This window comes from Affinirhizobium capsici, assembly GCF_977018625.1.
In genome coordinates this window covers 174174-192123 of sequence record NZ_CDRNXD010000002.1, presented here as the reverse complement: position 1 = coordinate 192123, position 17950 = coordinate 174174, and the positions used below count along the sequence as shown (strand labels likewise).

The 17950-nt window shown below is 54.0% G+C and carries 17 protein-coding genes; 2 read left to right on the top strand and 15 right to left on the bottom strand.

All coding sequences use genetic code 11. From position 1 onward, the window contains the following. Positions 1 to 3 precede the first annotated feature (3 nt). Positions 4 to 615, bottom strand: coding sequence for an acetyltransferase (locus tag AC0JZ1_RS00940; protein ID WP_471880570.1), 612 nt, complete (start codon positions 613 to 615; stop codon positions 4 to 6). Positions 616 to 809: 194 nt separating this feature from the next. Here AC0JZ1_RS00940 and AC0JZ1_RS00935 point away from each other — a divergent pair, with 194 nt between their 5' ends. Then, complete coding sequence (locus AC0JZ1_RS00935) at positions 810 to 1211, top strand: hypothetical protein (protein WP_471880569.1); 402 nt, start codon at positions 810 to 812, stop codon at positions 1209 to 1211. 144 nt (positions 1212 to 1355) lie between these two features. On the opposite strand, the gene AC0JZ1_RS00930 is transcribed toward AC0JZ1_RS00935, so the two are convergent. From AC0JZ1_RS00930 to AC0JZ1_RS00880, 11 genes are all read right to left on the bottom strand, one after another. Next, positions 1356 to 1553: a hypothetical protein gene (locus tag AC0JZ1_RS00930; protein WP_471880568.1), complete on the bottom strand. Its 198-nt coding sequence runs from the start codon at positions 1551 to 1553 to the stop codon at positions 1356 to 1358. 199 nt (positions 1554 to 1752) lie between these two features. Continuing rightward, a complete protein-coding gene (locus AC0JZ1_RS00925) occupies positions 1753 to 2682 on the bottom strand; it encodes a DMT family transporter (protein WP_471880567.1) in 930 nt (309 codons plus the stop codon). Then, complete coding sequence (locus AC0JZ1_RS00920; RefSeq protein WP_471880566.1) at positions 2679 to 3848, bottom strand: class I SAM-dependent methyltransferase; 1170 nt, start codon at positions 3846 to 3848, stop codon at positions 2679 to 2681. Before AC0JZ1_RS00920 ends, AC0JZ1_RS00925 begins: the two co-directional genes overlap by 4 nt. Before the next feature lie 11 nt (positions 3849 to 3859). Then, entirely contained in the window at positions 3860 to 5113 is a 1254-nt protein-coding gene (locus tag AC0JZ1_RS00915; RefSeq protein ID WP_471880565.1) for a tetratricopeptide repeat protein, read from the bottom strand. Positions 5114 to 5804: 691 nt separating this feature from the next. After that, positions 5805 to 6674, bottom strand: a complete 870-nt coding sequence (locus AC0JZ1_RS00910) for a D-psicose 3-epimerase (RefSeq protein WP_471880564.1) — start codon at positions 6672 to 6674, stop codon at positions 5805 to 5807. Between the two features lie 54 nt (positions 6675 to 6728). Beyond that, positions 6729 to 7394, bottom strand: coding sequence for a nucleoside/nucleotide kinase family protein (locus AC0JZ1_RS00905; RefSeq protein WP_471880563.1), 666 nt, complete (start codon positions 7392 to 7394; stop codon positions 6729 to 6731). Positions 7395 to 7408: 14 nt separating this feature from the next. After that, on the bottom strand, positions 7409 to 8257 hold the full coding sequence (locus AC0JZ1_RS00900) for a sugar phosphate isomerase/epimerase family protein (protein WP_471880562.1): 849 nt from the start codon (positions 8255 to 8257) through the stop codon (positions 7409 to 7411). A 7-nt stretch (positions 8258 to 8264) separates the two neighbouring features. Continuing rightward, positions 8265 to 9254, bottom strand: a complete 990-nt coding sequence (locus AC0JZ1_RS00895) for an ABC transporter permease (protein WP_471880561.1) — start codon at positions 9252 to 9254, stop codon at positions 8265 to 8267. Further along, positions 9251 to 10267, bottom strand: coding sequence for an ABC transporter permease (locus AC0JZ1_RS00890; protein ID WP_471880560.1), 1017 nt, complete (start codon positions 10265 to 10267; stop codon positions 9251 to 9253). The genes AC0JZ1_RS00895 and AC0JZ1_RS00890 overlap by 4 nt, the downstream gene beginning before the upstream one ends. After that, entirely contained in the window at positions 10260 to 11750 is a 1491-nt protein-coding gene (locus AC0JZ1_RS00885) for a sugar ABC transporter ATP-binding protein (RefSeq protein ID WP_471880559.1), read from the bottom strand. Before AC0JZ1_RS00885 ends, AC0JZ1_RS00890 begins: the two co-directional genes overlap by 8 nt. Positions 11751 to 11867: 117 nt before the next feature. After that, positions 11868 to 12848: a substrate-binding domain-containing protein gene (locus AC0JZ1_RS00880; RefSeq protein WP_471880558.1), complete on the bottom strand. Its 981-nt coding sequence runs from the start codon at positions 12846 to 12848 to the stop codon at positions 11868 to 11870. 241 nt (positions 12849 to 13089) lie between these two features. Between AC0JZ1_RS00880 and AC0JZ1_RS00875 the strand changes: the two genes are divergently transcribed. After that, positions 13090 to 14148, top strand: a complete 1059-nt coding sequence (locus AC0JZ1_RS00875) for a LacI family DNA-binding transcriptional regulator (protein ID WP_471880557.1) — start codon at positions 13090 to 13092, stop codon at positions 14146 to 14148. Between the two features lie 27 nt (positions 14149 to 14175). On the opposite strand, the gene AC0JZ1_RS00870 is transcribed toward AC0JZ1_RS00875, so the two are convergent. From AC0JZ1_RS00870 to AC0JZ1_RS00860, 3 genes are all read right to left on the bottom strand, one after another. Beyond that, a complete protein-coding gene (locus AC0JZ1_RS00870) occupies positions 14176 to 15669 on the bottom strand; it encodes an acetyl-CoA hydrolase/transferase family protein (RefSeq protein ID WP_471880556.1) in 1494 nt (497 codons plus the stop codon). Positions 15670 to 15773: 104 nt separating this feature from the next. Beyond that, entirely contained in the window at positions 15774 to 17405 is a 1632-nt protein-coding gene (locus AC0JZ1_RS00865; protein ID WP_471880555.1) for a GNAT family N-acetyltransferase, read from the bottom strand. A 51-nt stretch (positions 17406 to 17456) separates the two neighbouring features. Beyond that, positions 17457 to 17948 carry a hypothetical protein gene (locus AC0JZ1_RS00860; RefSeq protein ID WP_471880554.1) on the bottom strand — a complete coding sequence of 164 codons (492 nt, stop codon included), beginning with the start codon at positions 17946 to 17948 and terminating at the stop codon, positions 17457 to 17459. Between the last annotated feature and the right edge of the window lie 2 nt (positions 17949 to 17950).

Genomic DNA, 17950 nt, shown 5'->3' with positions numbered 1-17950 from the left:
AAGTCAACTTTTCAAAGGCGGTTTGGCCGGCACACCATACACGGTTAATCCCGGAGCGACATCGGTAACCACGACTGCGCCCGCTCCTACAGTCGCATTATCGCCTACCCGGCAACCGGGAAGAACGATGGCACCGGTACCCAAGTTGACGTTTTCGCCGATGACGACATTGCCAGCTAGGGCAACGTTGGGGCCGAGATTGGAGAACGACCCAATGCTGCAATCATGTGAGATAGTGCACCCGGGATTTATCAGAACATGTGCGCCAACCTGAGCATCACATGTGATATTTACCAAGCCCAATATCAGGGAGCCGTCTCCGATAGACACACGTGGTCCGATATTGGCTACAGGGTGTATAACAGTTAGGTATTTATTTGAAAACAGAGAATATAACCTTCTGCGAACCCTCACATCTCCAATTGCCAATGCAATTAAATCAGCCGAGGCCCATATTCCCGGATCAGAAAAAACGGGAAGACCGGCTACCTCGCTTTCTGGGTAGCCTGCCTCAACAAGAAATCCACCGACAACTTTGCCTGAGGCAGTGAGAACAGCGAGAACCTCCCGCCCCAGACCGCCCGCGCCAGCAATGAGTAATTTGCTAGGTTTCATTTATATTCGCCATTTACAACGGTAGAGACATATATAAACCAGAACCGCTCGACAAGCAGCTGGCACTGGCTTTCAAAGCTCATTCTGCATGTCCCAGCCCGGTATAGGCGCGTTCTTCGTCCAAAGCCCGTGCCCTGAAATGGACTTCTGGCTTAACTTCCGAGAACAGAAGAGCACGCAGGATTCCGGTCATCGTGGAGTTCAAAGCCCCTGGCGCGCGCCGTGCCGCCTTGCGCCGGATTACCTTGCAGGGCTACAAGCCAAGGGCAGGTAACGAATTCGATGAGCATTACATAATGGTCAGGCTCTGGGGTAATGCCTTGGGAAACATGGACGGACATAGCAGTTGCGACGCGCTTGCGCATCAGTGGTACGACAGGGTGCATGGGATCGGCGGCGAAACTCTGCGTTTCCGTTCTGTGAACAGCAGGCGGAAGATGCAGGTTCGACGTGCGGGAACGGCTTGCCTGCTTGACTACCTCCGACGGTATTCGAGAGCTTCTGCACAACCATGGCTTCTGTCGACATCATTCGTCGGGCTGGACAACCAGCCTCTGCTCCCCGCGATTGGCGGCGAGCGACACTTTTTGCCTTGAAAGCCGGGCTAAGGTTCTGGCGCTTCGTCTCGTCATGATATCTTCTGGCCCTGGCATCCAAGCTGAAGCTAGGCAGATATTCCACTTACTCAAGCTGTGCAGATTTCCAGAGCACGCTTTGAAGGCGGCCTGAAGGCATGGCCCTCAGGATCCAACATCGTTCCCGCCCACGGCATCAACTTCAAGGCTGGCAACGACGCAACCCTCATCGGTGCACTGCTGCACGCCGCGGACGGCGATATCAAGCTCGATGCCGGCACTCTGCGCCGCCCAATTTTTTTCTATCGCCAAAGCGTGCGTGGCATTTATGGACCCTGCAGATTGAATTTCAATTGACAGCATGATCACAGAGCCGCGTATTTTTCGGAATGCTCACCCTGTTCCAGCCGAGGTCATTGCCAATGCCTTGCGGCTTCACGCTCATTTCATGAGAGCCTTCTCGACGTCCTATCAAATATGATTCTCCATAAGGCTTAGCCACACTGTGGCGATGTCTTGACCGCCACAGCCAGTATTCCGGTAGGGCTGTTTTTATTCCGCTTCAAATCTTCTGGGCAGCCTTCGCCTTTGGCTTGTAAAAGGCAACACCCATAGCCGCGAAAATAATAACCAGACCAACGAACTCGATATGCCCGATAACGCGGTCGAACAACAAGTAGTCCAACACAATGGCGACAATCGGAGTTGCGAAAGCATAGGGGGAAACCTTGCTTGCGCCCCAGGCTTTTAACAGAACGATGAAGAGCACAAAGCCGACCGCCGACCCAATGACAACAAGCCAGACCCAGGCAAACGCGATCTTGGGAACAAGAAGGGAAGCGTAAGCGCCAGGCTGAGCGAACGGCAATTCAAGCGGGATGGATATCGCCAGCACAATGATGCCTCCTAAAAGGTTCTGCCAGCCCGCAACAGCCACCGCGGAATTGCGGCTCAGTATGGGACGGCCCCAGACGGAGCCATAGCAATAGGCAGTCGTGCCTACAACGATAGCCATGAGACCTGCTATTTCGAGGCCAATATTCGCCTCGCCAGTGCCACTAGCGCTAAACCCTGGCGCGAATATGCACGCAAGCCCCCCTAAGCCAAGGATAATAGACAGCTTGCGCGATCCGGTCAGCTCTTCGTAGCCACGCAGCGTCGCAAAGAAAGGCAGGAAAATAGGAATCATACCCTGAACCACGATCGCAGTAACGCTGGCCGAGACATACTGTTCTCCCCAGAAAATCAACGCGAAGCATATGGATACGACGAGCGCCGACATGATCGTCAATGGCCAGATATCAGCTCGTGCAATACGGACCTCTGTTGGGCCTTTGAGCAGGCGGGTTACCCCAATGATCAGAATTCCAGCGGCGAGGAACCTGCTGCCTGCAAAAAAGAGCGGGGGAACAGTTTCAACTCCCACCTTGATTGCAATCCAGGTCGATCCCCAACTCAGGCAAAGGATGAGAAACAGGAATGTGTTGATCATTGGGCGGGCCGTTTGCAAAATAGGATAGCCGAGTTTCCGAAGGTGAAATGGTTCTCATCGAGAATTTCAATGTCGATGAAACCCGCAGCGCGGAACTCCTCAACGAGCTCTTCCGCCGGACTTGCCTTGTGGTGCAACATTTCCATTTCGACCACCTTGATCGATCCGTCTGATAACCGGATACGTCGCGGGATCACATCACCAGGGACTGCAGTTTTCACGGCTTCATAATCCTCGATGGACCAGAAGCCCTTCAACCAGTTCTCCTTGCAGTGGTTGACTACAAGTGTGCCACCGGGCTTCAGCACTTCGTACACGCGCCTGAGGTGGCGGCTACGGTCCGTTGGGTCGTCCATCATGTGCAGGCAGCCCATATTGAAGGCAACGTCATAATGGGCGGGTGCAAGACCGCGAAGGTAGCAGACATCGCGCTCTAGAAAGAGCGGCGTCAAACCCTGGGCCCTCGCCAAGCTGCGAGCCCGATCAAGTGCCGCGGCAGCCACGTCCACGCCGGTGACATCGTAACCCTGGGCCGCCAGCCAGAGGCTATCCCGTCCTTCACCGCAGCCCAGGTCAATAATTCGTCCAGCAGACTTATCCGGGATAAGCTGTCCGATGAACCGCGTCACGACCTCATTCGGCTCCATCGCCTCCCAAGTCTCGCCGCCAGCCTCATAAGTCTGTGCATAGCGTTTGTCATAACCCCAGTAATAGGGCGCGGCGACAGTCGCTGCGCCTTCAGCTAGGCTCATTACCGGGGCATCGCCTTCGTACAGCACGAGAATCCAGCAGTCACCGTATCCACTTACCGGGGTTATAGTCATCGTGGTATCGGCGATCTGCTCTGACTGTTCACCCAGCTTGAGAAAGTTGCTCGTGTCATCCACTGAGGTAATCTGAATTCCACCGCCAACAACGATGATACGCGCGGTGGTCTCTTTTGGAAAAGTGATCGTCAGCAAACCCTTTAACTGGACTAGGTGCCCCTGAATATCATCGGAAACTTCAATGAATGTCTCAACCGGCGCTTCCGGACGGATTGAGGTTTGCGACAGGCGCCCCCAGAATTCACCATTGGTGGCGCTTTCAGCCAGCAGCTGTTGCAGTATGCCAACCGTCGAATCCACGGCAAAATATTCGGAGCGGCGCTCCATGGTCATATTCATTAAGCATCTCCTTAGGAAGTATGTATGCGTACGGCGGATGATCTCGGATAGTGGCTCCATTGACCCATCCGCATAATTGCCTCGGCGGCATTACAGAGCAGATCAAGGATTTCCCGCTGCGCCTGGCTACCGCCAATTCGGTGCCAGTAGGGGCGCGTTGCCGTTAGCCGATCTACACAGGCCGAAAAATTGCCATTCATAAAATCTGAAATGGATCGCAGAATTTCTTCGCCTGTCCTCACAGTTTCAGCGCCAACTCCGCTCAGACTCGGTCGGGCGAGCAACTTTTGCATCAGGGTTCTTTCCCCCGACATCAAAAAGGCAAAAGCTGCGTGAACATCGTTGAAGTACGACAGTGAATTATAAATAGACGGAGCCCAGTTTTTTGCCAGGATCTTGTATTCATTATAAAAATCTGGTCTGGGAAGGCCCGCCGTAAACATGCGTACGCAGAAATTGACCGCATCAAGATCCTGTTCGGCATGAATGCAAGACGTCAGCTTACGGAAACTCCAGTAATTTTCGACTGCCTTATCGATCAGACCGAGTTCCAGATTGGAAACGGCGAGGTGCCAGTGGACGTGCATGTTCATGCCCGGATTATCGAGCCATTGAGGTTTGCTTGCCTCTAGGAAATCTACCACGCTACGATGGTCGTTGAGCCCGTGCCAGCAGTGAACAAGTGCGTGTATTGAGTAGATATCGTTGAGAGGGAAGCGATTGCACGCCTGCGTCGCCAAAGGCAAAGCCTCGGCAGGTTGTGAGTTCTCGCACATGGCAAATGCCACCATGCCTTTGTAATATGGTCCGAAGTCAGGATCGTCACCTCGGGCATCCGCAAGGAGATACTGATAGTATAAATCAGGCTGGCCGTGCAGGAAATCGAACATGTGTAGCATGAAGAGTACGATATAATCTTCACTATAGCAGTCGAGATGGGCACAAAAATGCGGGCGAGCCGCTTCACCGTTACCCCGAGCCCATTCACGAAGACCAAGGATGATTTCGCCGAACTGCGCCATGAGGGGCGAATTTTCAAGTACTCTTATCTCTTGATGGGCAAGCGACTGATCGCGAATGGTCAGGTTGCACAAGAGTTCGAATGCGCTGAGTAATCTTATCAAGCCCATAGTCAGCGAACTGTTCGGAAGTATATCGTTGTGATAGCTGTCCAGCGACAAAAATTTCAGCGCTACGGAGCGGTCTATTTCGCACAAACCTAACCGACTTCCTACATATACATCAGAAATTGACTTATTTTTCATTCGTTCGCCAAAATATAGAATTTATAAAATCGAATATTATTTATTTTTTGCCCAAAATATCTATCTTCATACGCTTGCTTATTTTTAAAATAATGTACTTATTGAGAGCGTCGTAATAATTATTATTTTTGACAGACGCATCACATCCTTGACCGAGCCGAAATTTATCGCAACTACTAGTTTTATGGGCTTGACTTATTTTTCCCAAGCCCATTGATTCAGAATATTATTCTACTATATTCAAATATCTTAGGAGGGGAAACCACGTTTTCCACCCGTATCCAGCAGGCTCGAAAGCCACCCTTCGTTCATGATTTGGAACAGATAGCACCATTTACTTGGGAGTTTGATGTAGGTCTGGTTGATACGAACCGACCTGGACTGCAGCTCGAGAAAACGACGCAACCGCGTTTGGACTTCAAATCCATAGGCAGAATCTGGCAACTGATCGCGCTGTGGGCGCTACCACCGACCTCGGGCCATATCGCTCAGATCAATATAGCTGAGCGAACAATACAATTATCGCTGGCTGCCTGAACTGACACATCCACCTTTGCCGGTTTCGGCAAAGATGGATGTCGTGGTGCCAGCCATTGCGCGAAGGTATCATCAACCTTCCATCTGCGATGAGCGATGATGTTGGCCCTCTTGTAATCCAATGGCGAAAGAGAGCCTGTTTCGAAGGTGCGGGTCAGCCGCCGAGAACAAAGCGGGAGAAGGCCAGCGAATTGCGGGCATCTTCATCCAGCTTGGCTTCGTCGGCACCATCCGTCAGATCGCGCCACACACGGATGTCCGAGCCGATTGTACCGCCCGTTTTGACGAAGGGTTCCATAACAACAGCTCCGGTGTAGTTAATCTCGCGCAGAGCGGCACCGATTTCATGCCAAGGCATCCGTCCCTTGCCAGGAACACGACGATTGCTTTCACCGGTGTGGAAGTGGCCGAGAAGTGGGCCAGCCGCGCGGATCGCATCGCCGAAGCTGTCTTCCTCGATGTTCATGTGGAACGTATCGAGCATCACCTTGACGTTTGGCTTGCCGATCTGCTTCACAAAAGCAACGCCTTCTGCTGCGGTGTTGAGAACGTGGTTCTCGAAGCGATTGAGCACCTCGATGCAGAGGTTGATGCCAAGGTTATTGGCAAAATCCGCAATACCATGAATACCTTCTACGCCACGCGCCCAGTCGCCTTCCTTGTCAACTGGCTGTGAATAATCTACCGGCCAATAGGAGTGCAGCGCACCGCCAATTGTCTTGATATCCAGCTTGGCGACATTCGCGAGCGTCTTCTCGAAAAACTCTTTGCCAGCTTTGCGAACTTCTGCGTCTGGCGAGGACAGGTACTTGCTCTTCGACGGACCTATGCCAGCAGTCAGAATGATGTTGTTATCGATCGCGCTTTGCTTGATGTCAGCGAGCTCAGCATCACTATATTCGTTGATGTGATGTGCCGCGACCTCAATAAGATCGAAGCCTAACTTGGCGACCTTCTCAACATAGGGGCCGAACTTGGCGCTCCATTCATGCTCCCAGTATGAATAGTAAATTCCGTGCTTCATGGAACACTCCCTTTGATTATGACGCATCGATAACGGCCCGAAATTCGGGCTGCCTCACTCGCTGTTGCTGACGCGAAGATCGGGCTCCGCGCTGTTGGTGGTGATGAAAATGCCGTTTGGCAGATCGTTTTCCTCAACCTTCCTGTCGATGTCAGGGGCAGACAGACCGAGCCGACGCCAGCGGCCTTGCAGCCGCATCCGTAACTCTTCCAGCGGCACATCGACGAAGACGCTCAAATCGAAGATGGATTTGATCCTGTCCCAAGGTTCTTGTTGAGCAAGCAGATAGTTGCCCTCGCAGACGATGATCTCTGTCGAATGGGGAATGAGCCGTCCACCGGCACGTGCAATCTCTATTGCACGGTCGAAAACCGGCACCGCGATAACATCGTCCTCATTGTTCTTTAACCGCTGCAGCATGTGCCGCAGTCCGTGGGCATCGAACGTGTCTATTGCCCCCTTGAATGTCAGGCGTCCCATCTGCGTCAGGACGCTATCGTCATAGTGATAGCCATCCATAGGGAACAGTGCGGATTGGATGCCATGCCGTGCCTGAAGCAATTCGACAACAAGCTCGGCCAGTGTCGATTTGCCCGAGCCGGGCGCACCAGCGATAGCGACAAGAATGCGTCGTCTACCAAGAGCAATGAACCGCTCGAGCGAGGCATTGACGATGGCGTTGGCTGCCGTTTGCAGATTGCTTGAGGTCACGTTTGTCATGGTGCTATTCCTTTTCAAACGAGCCCATACTGAATGGCCTTGTTGCGAAGGAAGGACAGGCCATTTCCCAACACCTCTTCCGCATCGCGCGCAACTGGGCGCCAGGTAGAGATTGAACCAGCCATTTCGACAGGCATTGCCGCGAAACTTTCCAACGTCAGCGCACCCTTGAAGCCAATGGCAGCGAGTGCGGAGAAGATTTCATCCCACGGTACGTTGCCGTAACCCGGTGTCCCGCGGTCGCTTTCCGACATGTGCATGTATCGGAGGTGGTTGCGCGCCGCGATGATGCCATTGGCAACGCCCTTCTCCTCCATGTTCATATGGAAAGTGTCGAGGTGGACGAAGACGTTCTCCAGGCCGATCCGCTCCACCAGCGCAACGGCTTGCGCCGCAGAATTTACCAGGTGGTTTTCGTAGCGGTTGACGGCCTCGATGCCGAACTGAAGCCCAAGGCTTTTGGCGTGCTTTGCGGCAGCGCCAAGGGCACGGGTCAAGTTGTCATATTCCGCTTGCGTCGGCGGAAAGCCGGTGCGCTCATTGGTGCCGCCATAGGTGACGCCGGTCAGAGCTTCCGCACCCATTTCGCAAGCCGTATTTAGCGCGGACATCAGGTGCTCAACGGCTGCGTCCGGGCGTCGCGAGGGCCAGGCAGGTTCCGGCATAACAAGCGAGCATGCTGCGCGTAGCTCATGCTTTTTCAGCAAGGTGCGGCTGTATTTCGCATCAACGGAAGAAAGGTCGATCAAGGGAATTTCGATGAAATCCTGACAGTAATGGGCCGCGCCTGCTATCGCGCGTTCTGCCCCTGCGTGGTCCCACACAGTGGTCCACATCATTGCGTGAATACCAAATCCCTGCACGTCAGGCCTACTTTCTTGAGAAAATGCGATAGTTTGAAGCAAGGGTGCGGGCGGCCATGACTACGATCATCAACACCCCCCAAAGTGCTGTCGCGAGATGCTGGTTTGCCCCCATCAGGTTGAGTCCCGAGGAGAGCAACTGCAAAACGATAAGAGCCACGAAGACCGGCAGAACGCGGCCGAAACCGCCGAAGGGATTGACCCCGCCCAAAAAGGCTGCAAGCACGGTGATCAGCAAATAGGATTCACCGTGACCGACCCGCACTGAGTTGAAGCGGGCGAGCATAATGATGCCCGCAACGGCACACATGATGCCTGACAGTGTATAGACGAGCACCACGATCTTTCGGGTATTCAGGCCCGAATAATCTGCTGCTTCCATGTTTGAACCGATCATCAGCAGGCCAAAGCCCAGCTTGCTGCGCGTCAGAAGCACATGCCAAACTGCTACGCAGACGATGAAGATCAAGAGCGGTATCGGCAGGCCAAAAAGTGATCCATGGCCAATGGGTGCGATATAGGCTGGAAAGCCCGAAACATCTCCACCGCGCGTGAGAAACTCTCCCAACCCACGCAGGAATATCATCATCGATAGCGTGACAAGGATTGGATGCGCGCGGGTGTATGCAATGGCCACGCCCGTCAGCGCACCGGCAGCGGCTCCGGTGCCAAGCGCTGCCAAGCACGCGAGCGTAAAGGCGCTTGCGGGCGCATCGGCGCCGCCATGAGCCTGCAATACCCAAGCAGCGGCAAGGCCAGAGAGATTGGCCGCAAACGTTATGGATAGGTTGATCCCACCCGTCAACAACGGCAGCAGCATGGCTAAGGTCAACAGACCCAGCTCCGGCAACTGAAAGGCCACGGAGCCGAAGGTCGCCATGGAAAGGAAGTTATCCGCCGCCAACCCAAAAATCAGCATGACCGCAATAAAGGCGCTGACCGGGCCACCCATATCCGCGCCGAAGGTCGCGTTGAACTTCTGAATAAGGCTCTTCATGACCGCTGATTTCCTTTACGTGCTGAGCTTTTCAGAGCGTCCGGCAAAAGCTTGTCGAACCGTGCGGAAGACAGCGTGATAGCGGCAAGGATGATGGCGCCGACGATCATCTTGAAGGCAAAAGGAGAAACACCCATCAGGTTGAGGCCGTTCTGCGTGATCGAGACAAGCAACACACCAAGGACGCATCCCAGCACCGAACCCTTGCCGCCACCAAGGCGAGCACCGCCCAGTACCGTTGCCGCCAGCACATCCAGTTCACGCCCGTAAAGGGCGTTGGGAACGACCTCTTGTGCATAATGCGCCTGCATGAGGCCTGCGATCCCAGCCATCAGACCGAGCCAGCCGAACGAAATGTAATGCATGGCACCGATGTTAATGCCGAACCGCCTTGCACCTTCAGGATTATCGCCAAAGGCGTAGAGCTTGCGCCCCGTCGTGGTGCGGGAGATCATGAAGGATGTGGCGATGCAGCAGAGAATCATCACCACGACCGGCAGCGTCAGCTCCACCCAGGAGCCGTCTCCCATCTCGTGCTCGTAGAAGACGACCCGGTTGGAGAGCCAATCCGGCAGGTTATAAATCGACACACCCTTGGTGAAGAACATCAACAATCCGAAAAAGATGTTGAAGGTCGATATCGTCGCGACAATTGAAATGATCTGAAGCCGGTAAATCAGGAAGGCGTTGATCAAGCCCAGCCCTATACCGACGCAACCTGCAATGATGAAGCCCTCAGCCCAATTGCCGCCACCCAAGGCGACAAGTGCAAGAACGGTGACATACTGCACGACGGACGCAGCAACGGCGAAAGAAATATCAATGCCACCTGAAATCAGGACGACCAACAAGCCGACCGCAAAGATGATGTTAACTGCCGATACGTTCAACACATCAAAAGCGTTGGAGATCGTCAGGAACCGATCTGTACCGAACGACAGGCCGATGCATAGCAGCAGGGTCACAACTAGGAGGGTGAATTCGGTTGTATTATCTTGGATGAGCCTACGCATAGACGGCGGACTCCAATTCAGTCAGTGAAGTTTGACGCGGGTCAAAGGTGGCCTGGAAGCAACCATCTGCCATGTGGATCACGCGATCGGCATTGAAATAGACTTCGGGTGGCTCATCGGAAATGATGATGATAGCCAGCCCTTCGGCAGCAAGCTTGCGAACAATCTCAAAAATACCGGCTCTGGCACCCACATCGACGCCTACGGTCGGCGCATCGAGGATCAAAATCTTCGGGCCGATGGCAAGCCACTTCGCAATCGCCACGCGTTGTTGATTGCCGCCGGAAAGCGTGCGGATCGGATCATCGGCAGTGCCAATCTTGACGCCGAGCTCCCTGATCCATCGGGTAACGACATTTGCCTTGCGCGTTGGTGAGATCAGGCCACCAGACAAGATTCTGTCCAATGAAGCCATCACGAGATTATCGGCGATGGATTGCGGCTGATTGAGTCCGAGCGAGAGCCTATCCTCGGAAAGATAGGCGACACCGGCACGGATCGCGTCCCGGTTGGAACCGAAGTTGACTTTCTGTCCCTCCAGCAAGATTTCCCCGGAATGCGGTTTGTGCATGCCGAACAAGGTCAGAGCCAGTTCGGTGCGCCCTGCTCCCAAAAGACCTGTAAGACCCAGTGTTTCGCCGCGCCTCAAGTCAAATGAGATGTCTTTGAATTCGCCATTGCGGCTAAGATTTTTGACTGAAAGAACCACCGGCGCATGGTCGTGATCCGTAGCTATGACGGCGCTGTCGAAATTGCGGCCAGTCATCAATTCGGTCACACGCGACTGCGTCATCCCTTCTACGGGATAAACGCCAACCAGTGCCCCATCCCGCAACACAGTGATGCGATGTGAAATCTCCAAGACTTCCGCCAAGCGATGGGAAACGAAAACGACGGCCACACCCGATGCCGACAGATTGCGGACAATGCCAATCAGATAATCCGCTTCCGATTGCGTGAGCGATGCTGTTGGCTCGTCCATGAAAACCAGACGCGCGTCACCGACCAGCGCACGGGCAATCGCCACGATCTGCCGCTGCGCAATGGGCAACTCTTTAAGAGGTTTATGAATATCCAGGCTTACGCCCAGTCGCGCCAATGCCTTCTCAGCCGCCTCTTCGATGGCGCGCTTGTTGATCAGCCCGTATTTGCCTTTTACCGCGAGTTGGAAGCCTATGTTCTCAGCCACGGACATTTCGCCAAACAGCGCCAGATCCTGCCAGATCACCTGAATGCCGAGTGATTGGGCCAGTGTCGGCGTCATTGCTGCAATAGGCTGGCCGTCAAAGACAATCTCAGCACCATCTTCAGGTTTATAAACACCTGTGATGACCTTGATCAGGGTGCTCTTGCCGCACCCGTTTTCGCCAGCCAGGCAATGCACCTCGCCGGGATTGACCTCGAAGGAAACACCTTTGAGAGCTCGCACCCCGCCGAAGGTTACCTTGATGTTTTTCAGGGAGAGAAGCGGCTCTACGCTCATTGTGATACGTTCCCTCGTCTAACCGCCATCGAGGCAGTCATCCGATTCTATATGACGTCATGGAGGAGAAGGCCGCGCGCGATCTTCACACGCGGCCAGTCCAAGGCTCAGGGAGGATCAGAGCCCCATGGAAACAAGCTTATCGATGCTTTCCTTGTCGATCTTCAAAAGCTGATCGACCACGATTGTGTTGCCGTCTGGATTGATGGTCCCGAGGCCCTCGATCGTCTCGCCTGCCTTAGGTGCCTGGCCTTTGGCAATTCGGTCAGCAAGCGTTACGAAAACCTCACCAGCCTGCTTTGGATTCCACATGAAGCCGCCGGTCAATGCGCCGCTCTTGATCAGCTTTGCGCCCTGGCCCGGAGAGAATGGACCGATAACGAAAACCTTGCCATCCTTGCGGCGTTCCTCCACGGCGCGGCCTGCACCAATCGGACCTTGCGAACCGAATGCCAGGAAGCCTGCGAGATCCGGGTTGGCGGACATCAGATCCAGCGCCGTCGAGCGGCTCTTGTCGAGATCTTCAGCAACACCGTACCGATCACCTACCAGCTTCATGTCGGGGTAGTTCGCCTTGATGTAGGCAATGGCCGCATCCGCCCAGGCGTTGTGTAGCGGCACGGTGAGGGAACCTACGAACACCGCGTAGGAGCCTTTGCCACCCATTTTTTCAGCGAGAAGCTTGCCATGGGCCTCACCGAAGCCCTTTGCAGAGGCCAGCTCAAAATCCCAGTCCGCACCTGCCTGTTTTGGCGACTCATGCGTGAGGACCTTGATGCCAGCTGCCTGCGCCTTCTTCAACACAGGCTCCAGCACCTTGGCGTCGTTTGGCACCACGCCGATAAAATCAACCTTCTGAGCAATCAGGTCTTCAATCGCACGAACCTGAAGGGCGGGATCAGCGCTGGTTGGACCGACCATGAAGCCGTTGACGCCAAGCTTTTTGCTCTGCTCCTTGATGCCAGCCTCCATGGCGTTAAACCATGGAATGCCGCCGATCTTTACGACAACGCCGATTTTCGTTTCGGCAGCAAATGATGCGGTGGATGCGAAAAGCGCCAGCGAAACGCCAAGCGCGGCTGCAAGAACTTTCTTCATGGGGCCTCCTCCTCTTTTATCCCCTGACGCGGAACGGCATTGCCGCCAGAGCCAATGCTCAGCGGCCTAATTCCTGAAGCCTTACGCAAGGCTCCTCCCTCGTCGCTCCTCTAGCGAACCATCATAGCACAATCGATATTTCTTACTTGCACAATCGATGGTGCACTTACATTATCACCAAGCTCTCTTTCGTCAAGAGGGCGTGTGATCTACACAGTGCCAGGAGCGGGGAGAATCCGGCATGGGCGAAAAAGAACAAAAGAAAGCAACGATTTACGATCTCTCAACCCGGTCAGGTGCTTCGGCATCCACCGTCAGCGCCGTGCTGAATGGCACCTGGCGCAAGCGTCGGATATCAGAGGAAACGGCCAAGAGGATCATGTCTCTTGCCAAGGAGTTGAAATATACCGCCAACCTGCAAGCGCGGGCTTTGCGCAGTTCCAGGTCCGGCTTGGCGGGTCTGCTTCTGCCGGTCTACGACACGCGCTTCTTCTCTTCCATGGCCCAAACTTTCGAGGTGCAAGCGCGTAATCGTGGTCTTTTGCCGGTTGTCGTATCGGGGCGACGAGATCCGGAGGAAGAGCGGCGCGTGGTAGAGACATTGGTAGCCTATTCCATAGATTCACTTTTCATTGCGGGGGCCACCGATCCAGACGGCGTTCACAGAGTTTGCGCACGCGCAAATATTCCTCACGTCAATATCGACCTACCGGGGGAGCTGGCGAGTTCAGTGATTTCCGATAACCGCCAAGGAGCGAAGGCGCTCACAGCGGCAATCATCCGTCATGCGCAGCAGATGGGTCCGCTAAGCCCGGATGATGTTTATATGTTTGGTGGCCGTGATGACCACGCCAGCCGGGAGCGCATTATTGGCTTCCATTCCGCCAAGGCCGAGATTTTTGGCTGCGGCACCGGTGATGACATGGAAAGCACCGGCTATTCACCGAGCATGACCGCGTTGGCGTTCGAGCGCTTTTACGATCGCCACGGCAGCTTGCCACGGTGCTTCTTCATCAATTCATCGATAAACTTTGAAGGCCTTTTGCGCTTCATGGGCAAACATGACGGTGAAGTTTTTGGGGACATCGTCGTTGGCTGTTTCGATTATGATCCGTTTGGTTCCTTCCTGCCTTTTCCGGTCTACATGATCCGGCCAAACATTTCCGAGATGCTGGAAAAGGGATTCGAGCTTCTGGAATCGGAGGAAGCAGCACCTCAAATCAGCATCGTAGAGCCGCAACTGGTTGCGCCGAGAACGGCACTCGAAGGTCCCTTGGATGCCTTGAAGGACGACCGCTGACGCACATTCCGCTCGCGCGTTACTTCATCAAGCCACCTTCATCGAGCCGGTTTGATGTGCGCGAGCATGCCAGGACAGAGCTTCCTCGAGAATATGCGGCGTGTGACCGCCTCTCTGCACAGCGCGTGTATAATAGTCCATCAACTCGGCACTATAGCTCGGATGGGCGCAGTTTCTGATGATCTCCAACGCTCTTTCCCTGGGTGCCAATTCGCGAAGATCAGCCAAGCCCTGCTCTGTCACGATAATGTCCACATCATGTTCGGTGTGGTCGACATGGGAAACCATGGGCACGATAGACGAGATGCGACCTGCTTTCGCGAGTGACTTCGTCACGAAAATCGACAGATAGGCATTACGGGCAAAATCGCCGGAACCACCAATCCCGTTCATCATGTGCGTGCCATTGACGTGCGTTGAGTTGATGTTGCCGTAAATATCCGCCTCAAGTGCGGTATTGATTCCAATGACACCCAGCCGCCGGATAACCTCCGGATGATTGCTTATTTCCTGCGGGCGCAACACAAGACGATCCTTGTAACGGCGGAAATCTTCATAGACCCTTGCCGCGCAGGCCGATGAGAGCGTGATAGATGAGCCAGAGGCGAAACTGAGTTTGCCCGCATCAAATAAATCGAAAGTGCTATCCTGCAGCACTTCACTGTAGAGCCTCAGGTGATGGAAGGGTCCGGCTGCAAGCCCCGCCAGGACCGAATTGGCAATTGTGCCGATGCCCGCCTGCAAGGGGTTAAGGGTAAGATCAAGCCGACCGAGCTGAACCTCTTTCTCGAAAAAGCCAATCAGATGGTTGGCGATAGCCTGTGTGTCGTCATCGGCTGCTTCAACCGTCGAGAAGCTGTCGTTCTGCTGCGTGATAACAATGGCGGCGATCTTATCGGGATCGATCGGAATGAAAGGCAATCCAGCCCGGCTATCACAAGCCGTAACAGGAATTGCCTCGCGCATGGGTCTGCGCGTTGGAATGTAGATGTCGTGCAGACCCTCTAGATCAAGCGTCTGGAGGAGGTTGATTTCCACGATGATCTTTTTGGCAAGGATCGCAAAGCTTGCTGAATTTCCAATGGAGGTGGACGGTATGATGCCTCCATCTTCGCGGATGGCAGCAGCTTCGATGATGGCATAATCAATGGGGCCAAGCTGATTTGCCCGAAGATGCTCTACCGTTTCGGACAGGTGCTGATCAACGAACATGACTTCACCGCGATTGATGGCTGCCCTCAACGTCGGATCGGTTTGAAACGGCATACGGCGAGCAAGGACATGCGCTTCCGTCAGCATTCGATCAATATCGTGTCCTAAGGATGCGCCGGTAAGAAGCGTGATCTGGAATGGATCGGTTTTCGCTCGTTCGGCCAGCGCCACCGGCACCGCCTTGGCATCGCCGGCACGGGTAAACCCGCTCATTCCGATGGTCATCCCATCTCGGATCAGCGCTGCCGCTTCCTTTGGCGTCGCAAGCTTGTCCAGCAAAGAGGGGCGTCTGATACGGTCTTCCAGCATATTACTCATCCTGTCATCACGATGCCGTCCCTCCCAGCGGCAAGATTAAACAAGGATGATCAGCATGCCTTGACTGAAATCAAGTCACTCTTTGTGAGTGCGGCCTAATGTATCGTGTGGTTCTCCACCTGCTTACGTTCCGCGATCGGAAGCGGGGTCATAGAGGCGGTGTATTTCTGGCTTTCCGAAAGTGCGATCTTCACCAGGGCTTGCCGCGCCTTCTCGACGTGAAATTGTTCACTGGGCCTAGAGGTTTGCACTCCGGCAACCTCAGAGAAAATCAGGAAACCTTCTTCTTTACGATGCATGGCAACCAGTGCCACGGCCCGCTTATACAGTGCTTCAAGATGCGAAGGGCGAACCCTGCAGATCGAACCGAAGGTTTCCTCCGCCAGTGCGTAACGCTTTCTCGCCAATCGCACATCCCCCAGTTTCAGCAAGACGGGAACCGGATCGTCAACACGGGGCAGAAGTGCAAGCCATGCGGCTTCCGCCTCCGGTAGCTTTCCACGATCAAACAGAAGGTTCGCAAGACCAAACTCAGCGCCGCGATGCCCTGGCGCTGCTTTCAAAACCTGTCCGAACGCAATTTCCGCCTCATTTTTCTTACCTTCTCCATAAAGCCTAAGAGCCTGTTCATAGACAAAGCGAATGCTGCGACTGTTCAAATACCCATGGGTATTCAGGTTGCTGCGGGAACGGAACAGGGTAAACGTGATGCGCTGCTCTATTGACCCATAGGCAAACTTGTAGGGCTCATTACCGCGCAAAAAGTCATAATAGTGAAAGCCTTCTGCAATCGCCTGCCGGATGCAATGCGCGTGAAGCATCTGGCCGGGAGCAGGATCAGCGGTCCAGGTGAGGTCACGGCTGGTAATATAAAAAAGAAGACGCCGCTTGCGACGGTCGAGAATGTTGACATTGACGCCCAGCGGTCGCTCGCCCTTCCATAGTACTACGACATCCAGATCACCCGCGTCATGGCACGTCATCAGCATCTGGCGTGTGCTCTTGATCATGCCTTCGGTTTTTTCTCCTTTTTCTGCCGACCATCGAATGCGCCAGAAATGAAACAGAATATCGAGGTCATGCTCCACCGTTGCAGACATGCTATGGGTAATCCGGTATTCGCTTTCGCAATCCATCCAGCGCAGGTAACGGCGCACCTCTTTGCGGGTTCGACTTCCCAGCGTGCGGGTCAGGTAGAGTTCCAGATCATCCGGCAACGCGACAACCGGACAGATAGTATTATCCAAACCGTTGCGGAGAGGCGGTGCGCTATCTCGAAACATCACTAAAGGACCTTGCAGCGCTTGAACCAATGCTTCCCGTCTCTCATTCGCGCCGAAAATATTATCCAACTTGAGTTGATACCAGCTCTGTTGCGAAAACCAGCCTGCAAAAGCCTCTATGGCGTCGCTCTCAAATTCAGGCTGCGCTATAAAACCTGTATAGTCACAGACGTAATTGCCAGCCATGTAGAACTCGTCCACGAATAGCCCATCTTCGTTTTGCCTGGTTTGCAGCCTCAACGGTAAAAACGCGATGTGACTGCTTCCGGCATCTCTGTCCCTACGAACAGCAAGTACCAGCCACCTCTGTTTTGACTTCAAGAAGCGGAACATGAAGTCCCAGGAAATGAAATAGTGGGCGTGCGCGTCTGCTTCCCAGGCTGCCTCCCAATCACGTCTTGCGTCTGCCAAACCTTGCACAGTTTCAATCACGTCGATGAACATAGCTTTCCCCTGCCCCAACCAAGTTTAGCCAAATACCTGGAATTCGATGCCTCAGATTTCGCCTTTCAGGCGAGGGCTGGCGTGGATGAAACGCCAAAGCGCCTTTGCAATATCGGCGATTTCAGAGATTGATCGTTCCAGCTGGTCCAACTCGCGATCATCCAGCTCTTCAACCTTGCCATAACGAACGGAATCCTCCGTCTCGACCAGTCTCATGAGTTGAGTCGCTGTGATTTCACCCTGCTCATTGAAGGAATAAATGCTGTGATTGTATTTATTCCGCACCTTGGACGCCCGCTTGATACGGCCCATAGCATCCAGAATTTCTTTGCGATCATTGGCAAGTGTAGAGCGGCGCTTGGCAAGCCGCTCCACCAGATCAATCCGCGCGCGCGTTGTGTTCAATGTCAGGAAAACAATGACGGCCGTTTCCTTATCGACTGCCATCAAGTGCGCGATGACATAAATCAGCAGACTTTCGGTATTGGTCCAAACGTAGTTCAGACGACCTATCTTCAGAAGGATATCCGGCACGTTCCCCATGA

Bases quoted from the DNA above. Each gene is read 5' to 3' on its own strand.
- AC0JZ1_RS00940 (WP_471880570.1), bottom strand. From the start codon at position 615: ATGAAACCTAGCAAATTACTCATTGCTGGCGCGGGCGGTCTGGGGCGG.
- AC0JZ1_RS00930 (WP_471880568.1), bottom strand. From the start codon at position 1,553: ATGCTGTCAATTGAAATTCAATCTGCAGGGTCCATAAATGCCACGCAC.
- AC0JZ1_RS00925 (WP_471880567.1), bottom strand. From the start codon at position 2,682: ATGATCAACACATTCCTGTTTCTCATCCTTTGCCTGAGTTGGGGATCG.
- AC0JZ1_RS00920 (WP_471880566.1), bottom strand. From the start codon at position 3,848: ATGAATATGACCATGGAGCGCCGCTCCGAATATTTTGCCGTGGATTCG.
- AC0JZ1_RS00915 (WP_471880565.1), bottom strand. From the start codon at position 5,113: ATGAAAAATAAGTCAATTTCTGATGTATATGTAGGAAGTCGGTTAGGT.
- AC0JZ1_RS00910 (WP_471880564.1), bottom strand. From the start codon at position 6,674: ATGAAGCACGGAATTTACTATTCATACTGGGAGCATGAATGGAGCGCC.
- AC0JZ1_RS00905 (WP_471880563.1), bottom strand. From the start codon at position 7,394: ATGACAAACGTGACCTCAAGCAATCTGCAAACGGCAGCCAACGCCATC.
- AC0JZ1_RS00895 (WP_471880561.1), bottom strand. From the start codon at position 9,254: ATGAAGAGCCTTATTCAGAAGTTCAACGCGACCTTCGGCGCGGATATG.
- AC0JZ1_RS00890 (WP_471880560.1), bottom strand. From the start codon at position 10,267: ATGCGTAGGCTCATCCAAGATAATACAACCGAATTCACCCTCCTAGTT.
- AC0JZ1_RS00885 (WP_471880559.1), bottom strand. From the start codon at position 11,750: ATGAGCGTAGAGCCGCTTCTCTCCCTGAAAAACATCAAGGTAACCTTC.
- AC0JZ1_RS00880 (WP_471880558.1), bottom strand. From the start codon at position 12,848: ATGAAGAAAGTTCTTGCAGCCGCGCTTGGCGTTTCGCTGGCGCTTTTC.
- AC0JZ1_RS00875 (WP_471880557.1), top strand. From the start codon at position 13,090: ATGGGCGAAAAAGAACAAAAGAAAGCAACGATTTACGATCTCTCAACC.
- AC0JZ1_RS00870 (WP_471880556.1), bottom strand. From the start codon at position 15,669: ATGCTGGAAGACCGTATCAGACGCCCCTCTTTGCTGGACAAGCTTGCG.
- AC0JZ1_RS00865 (WP_471880555.1), bottom strand. From the start codon at position 17,405: ATGTTCATCGACGTGATTGAAACTGTGCAAGGTTTGGCAGACGCAAGA.
- AC0JZ1_RS00860 (WP_471880554.1), bottom strand. From the start codon at position 17,948: ATGGGGAACGTGCCGGATATCCTTCTGAAGATAGGTCGTCTGAACTAC.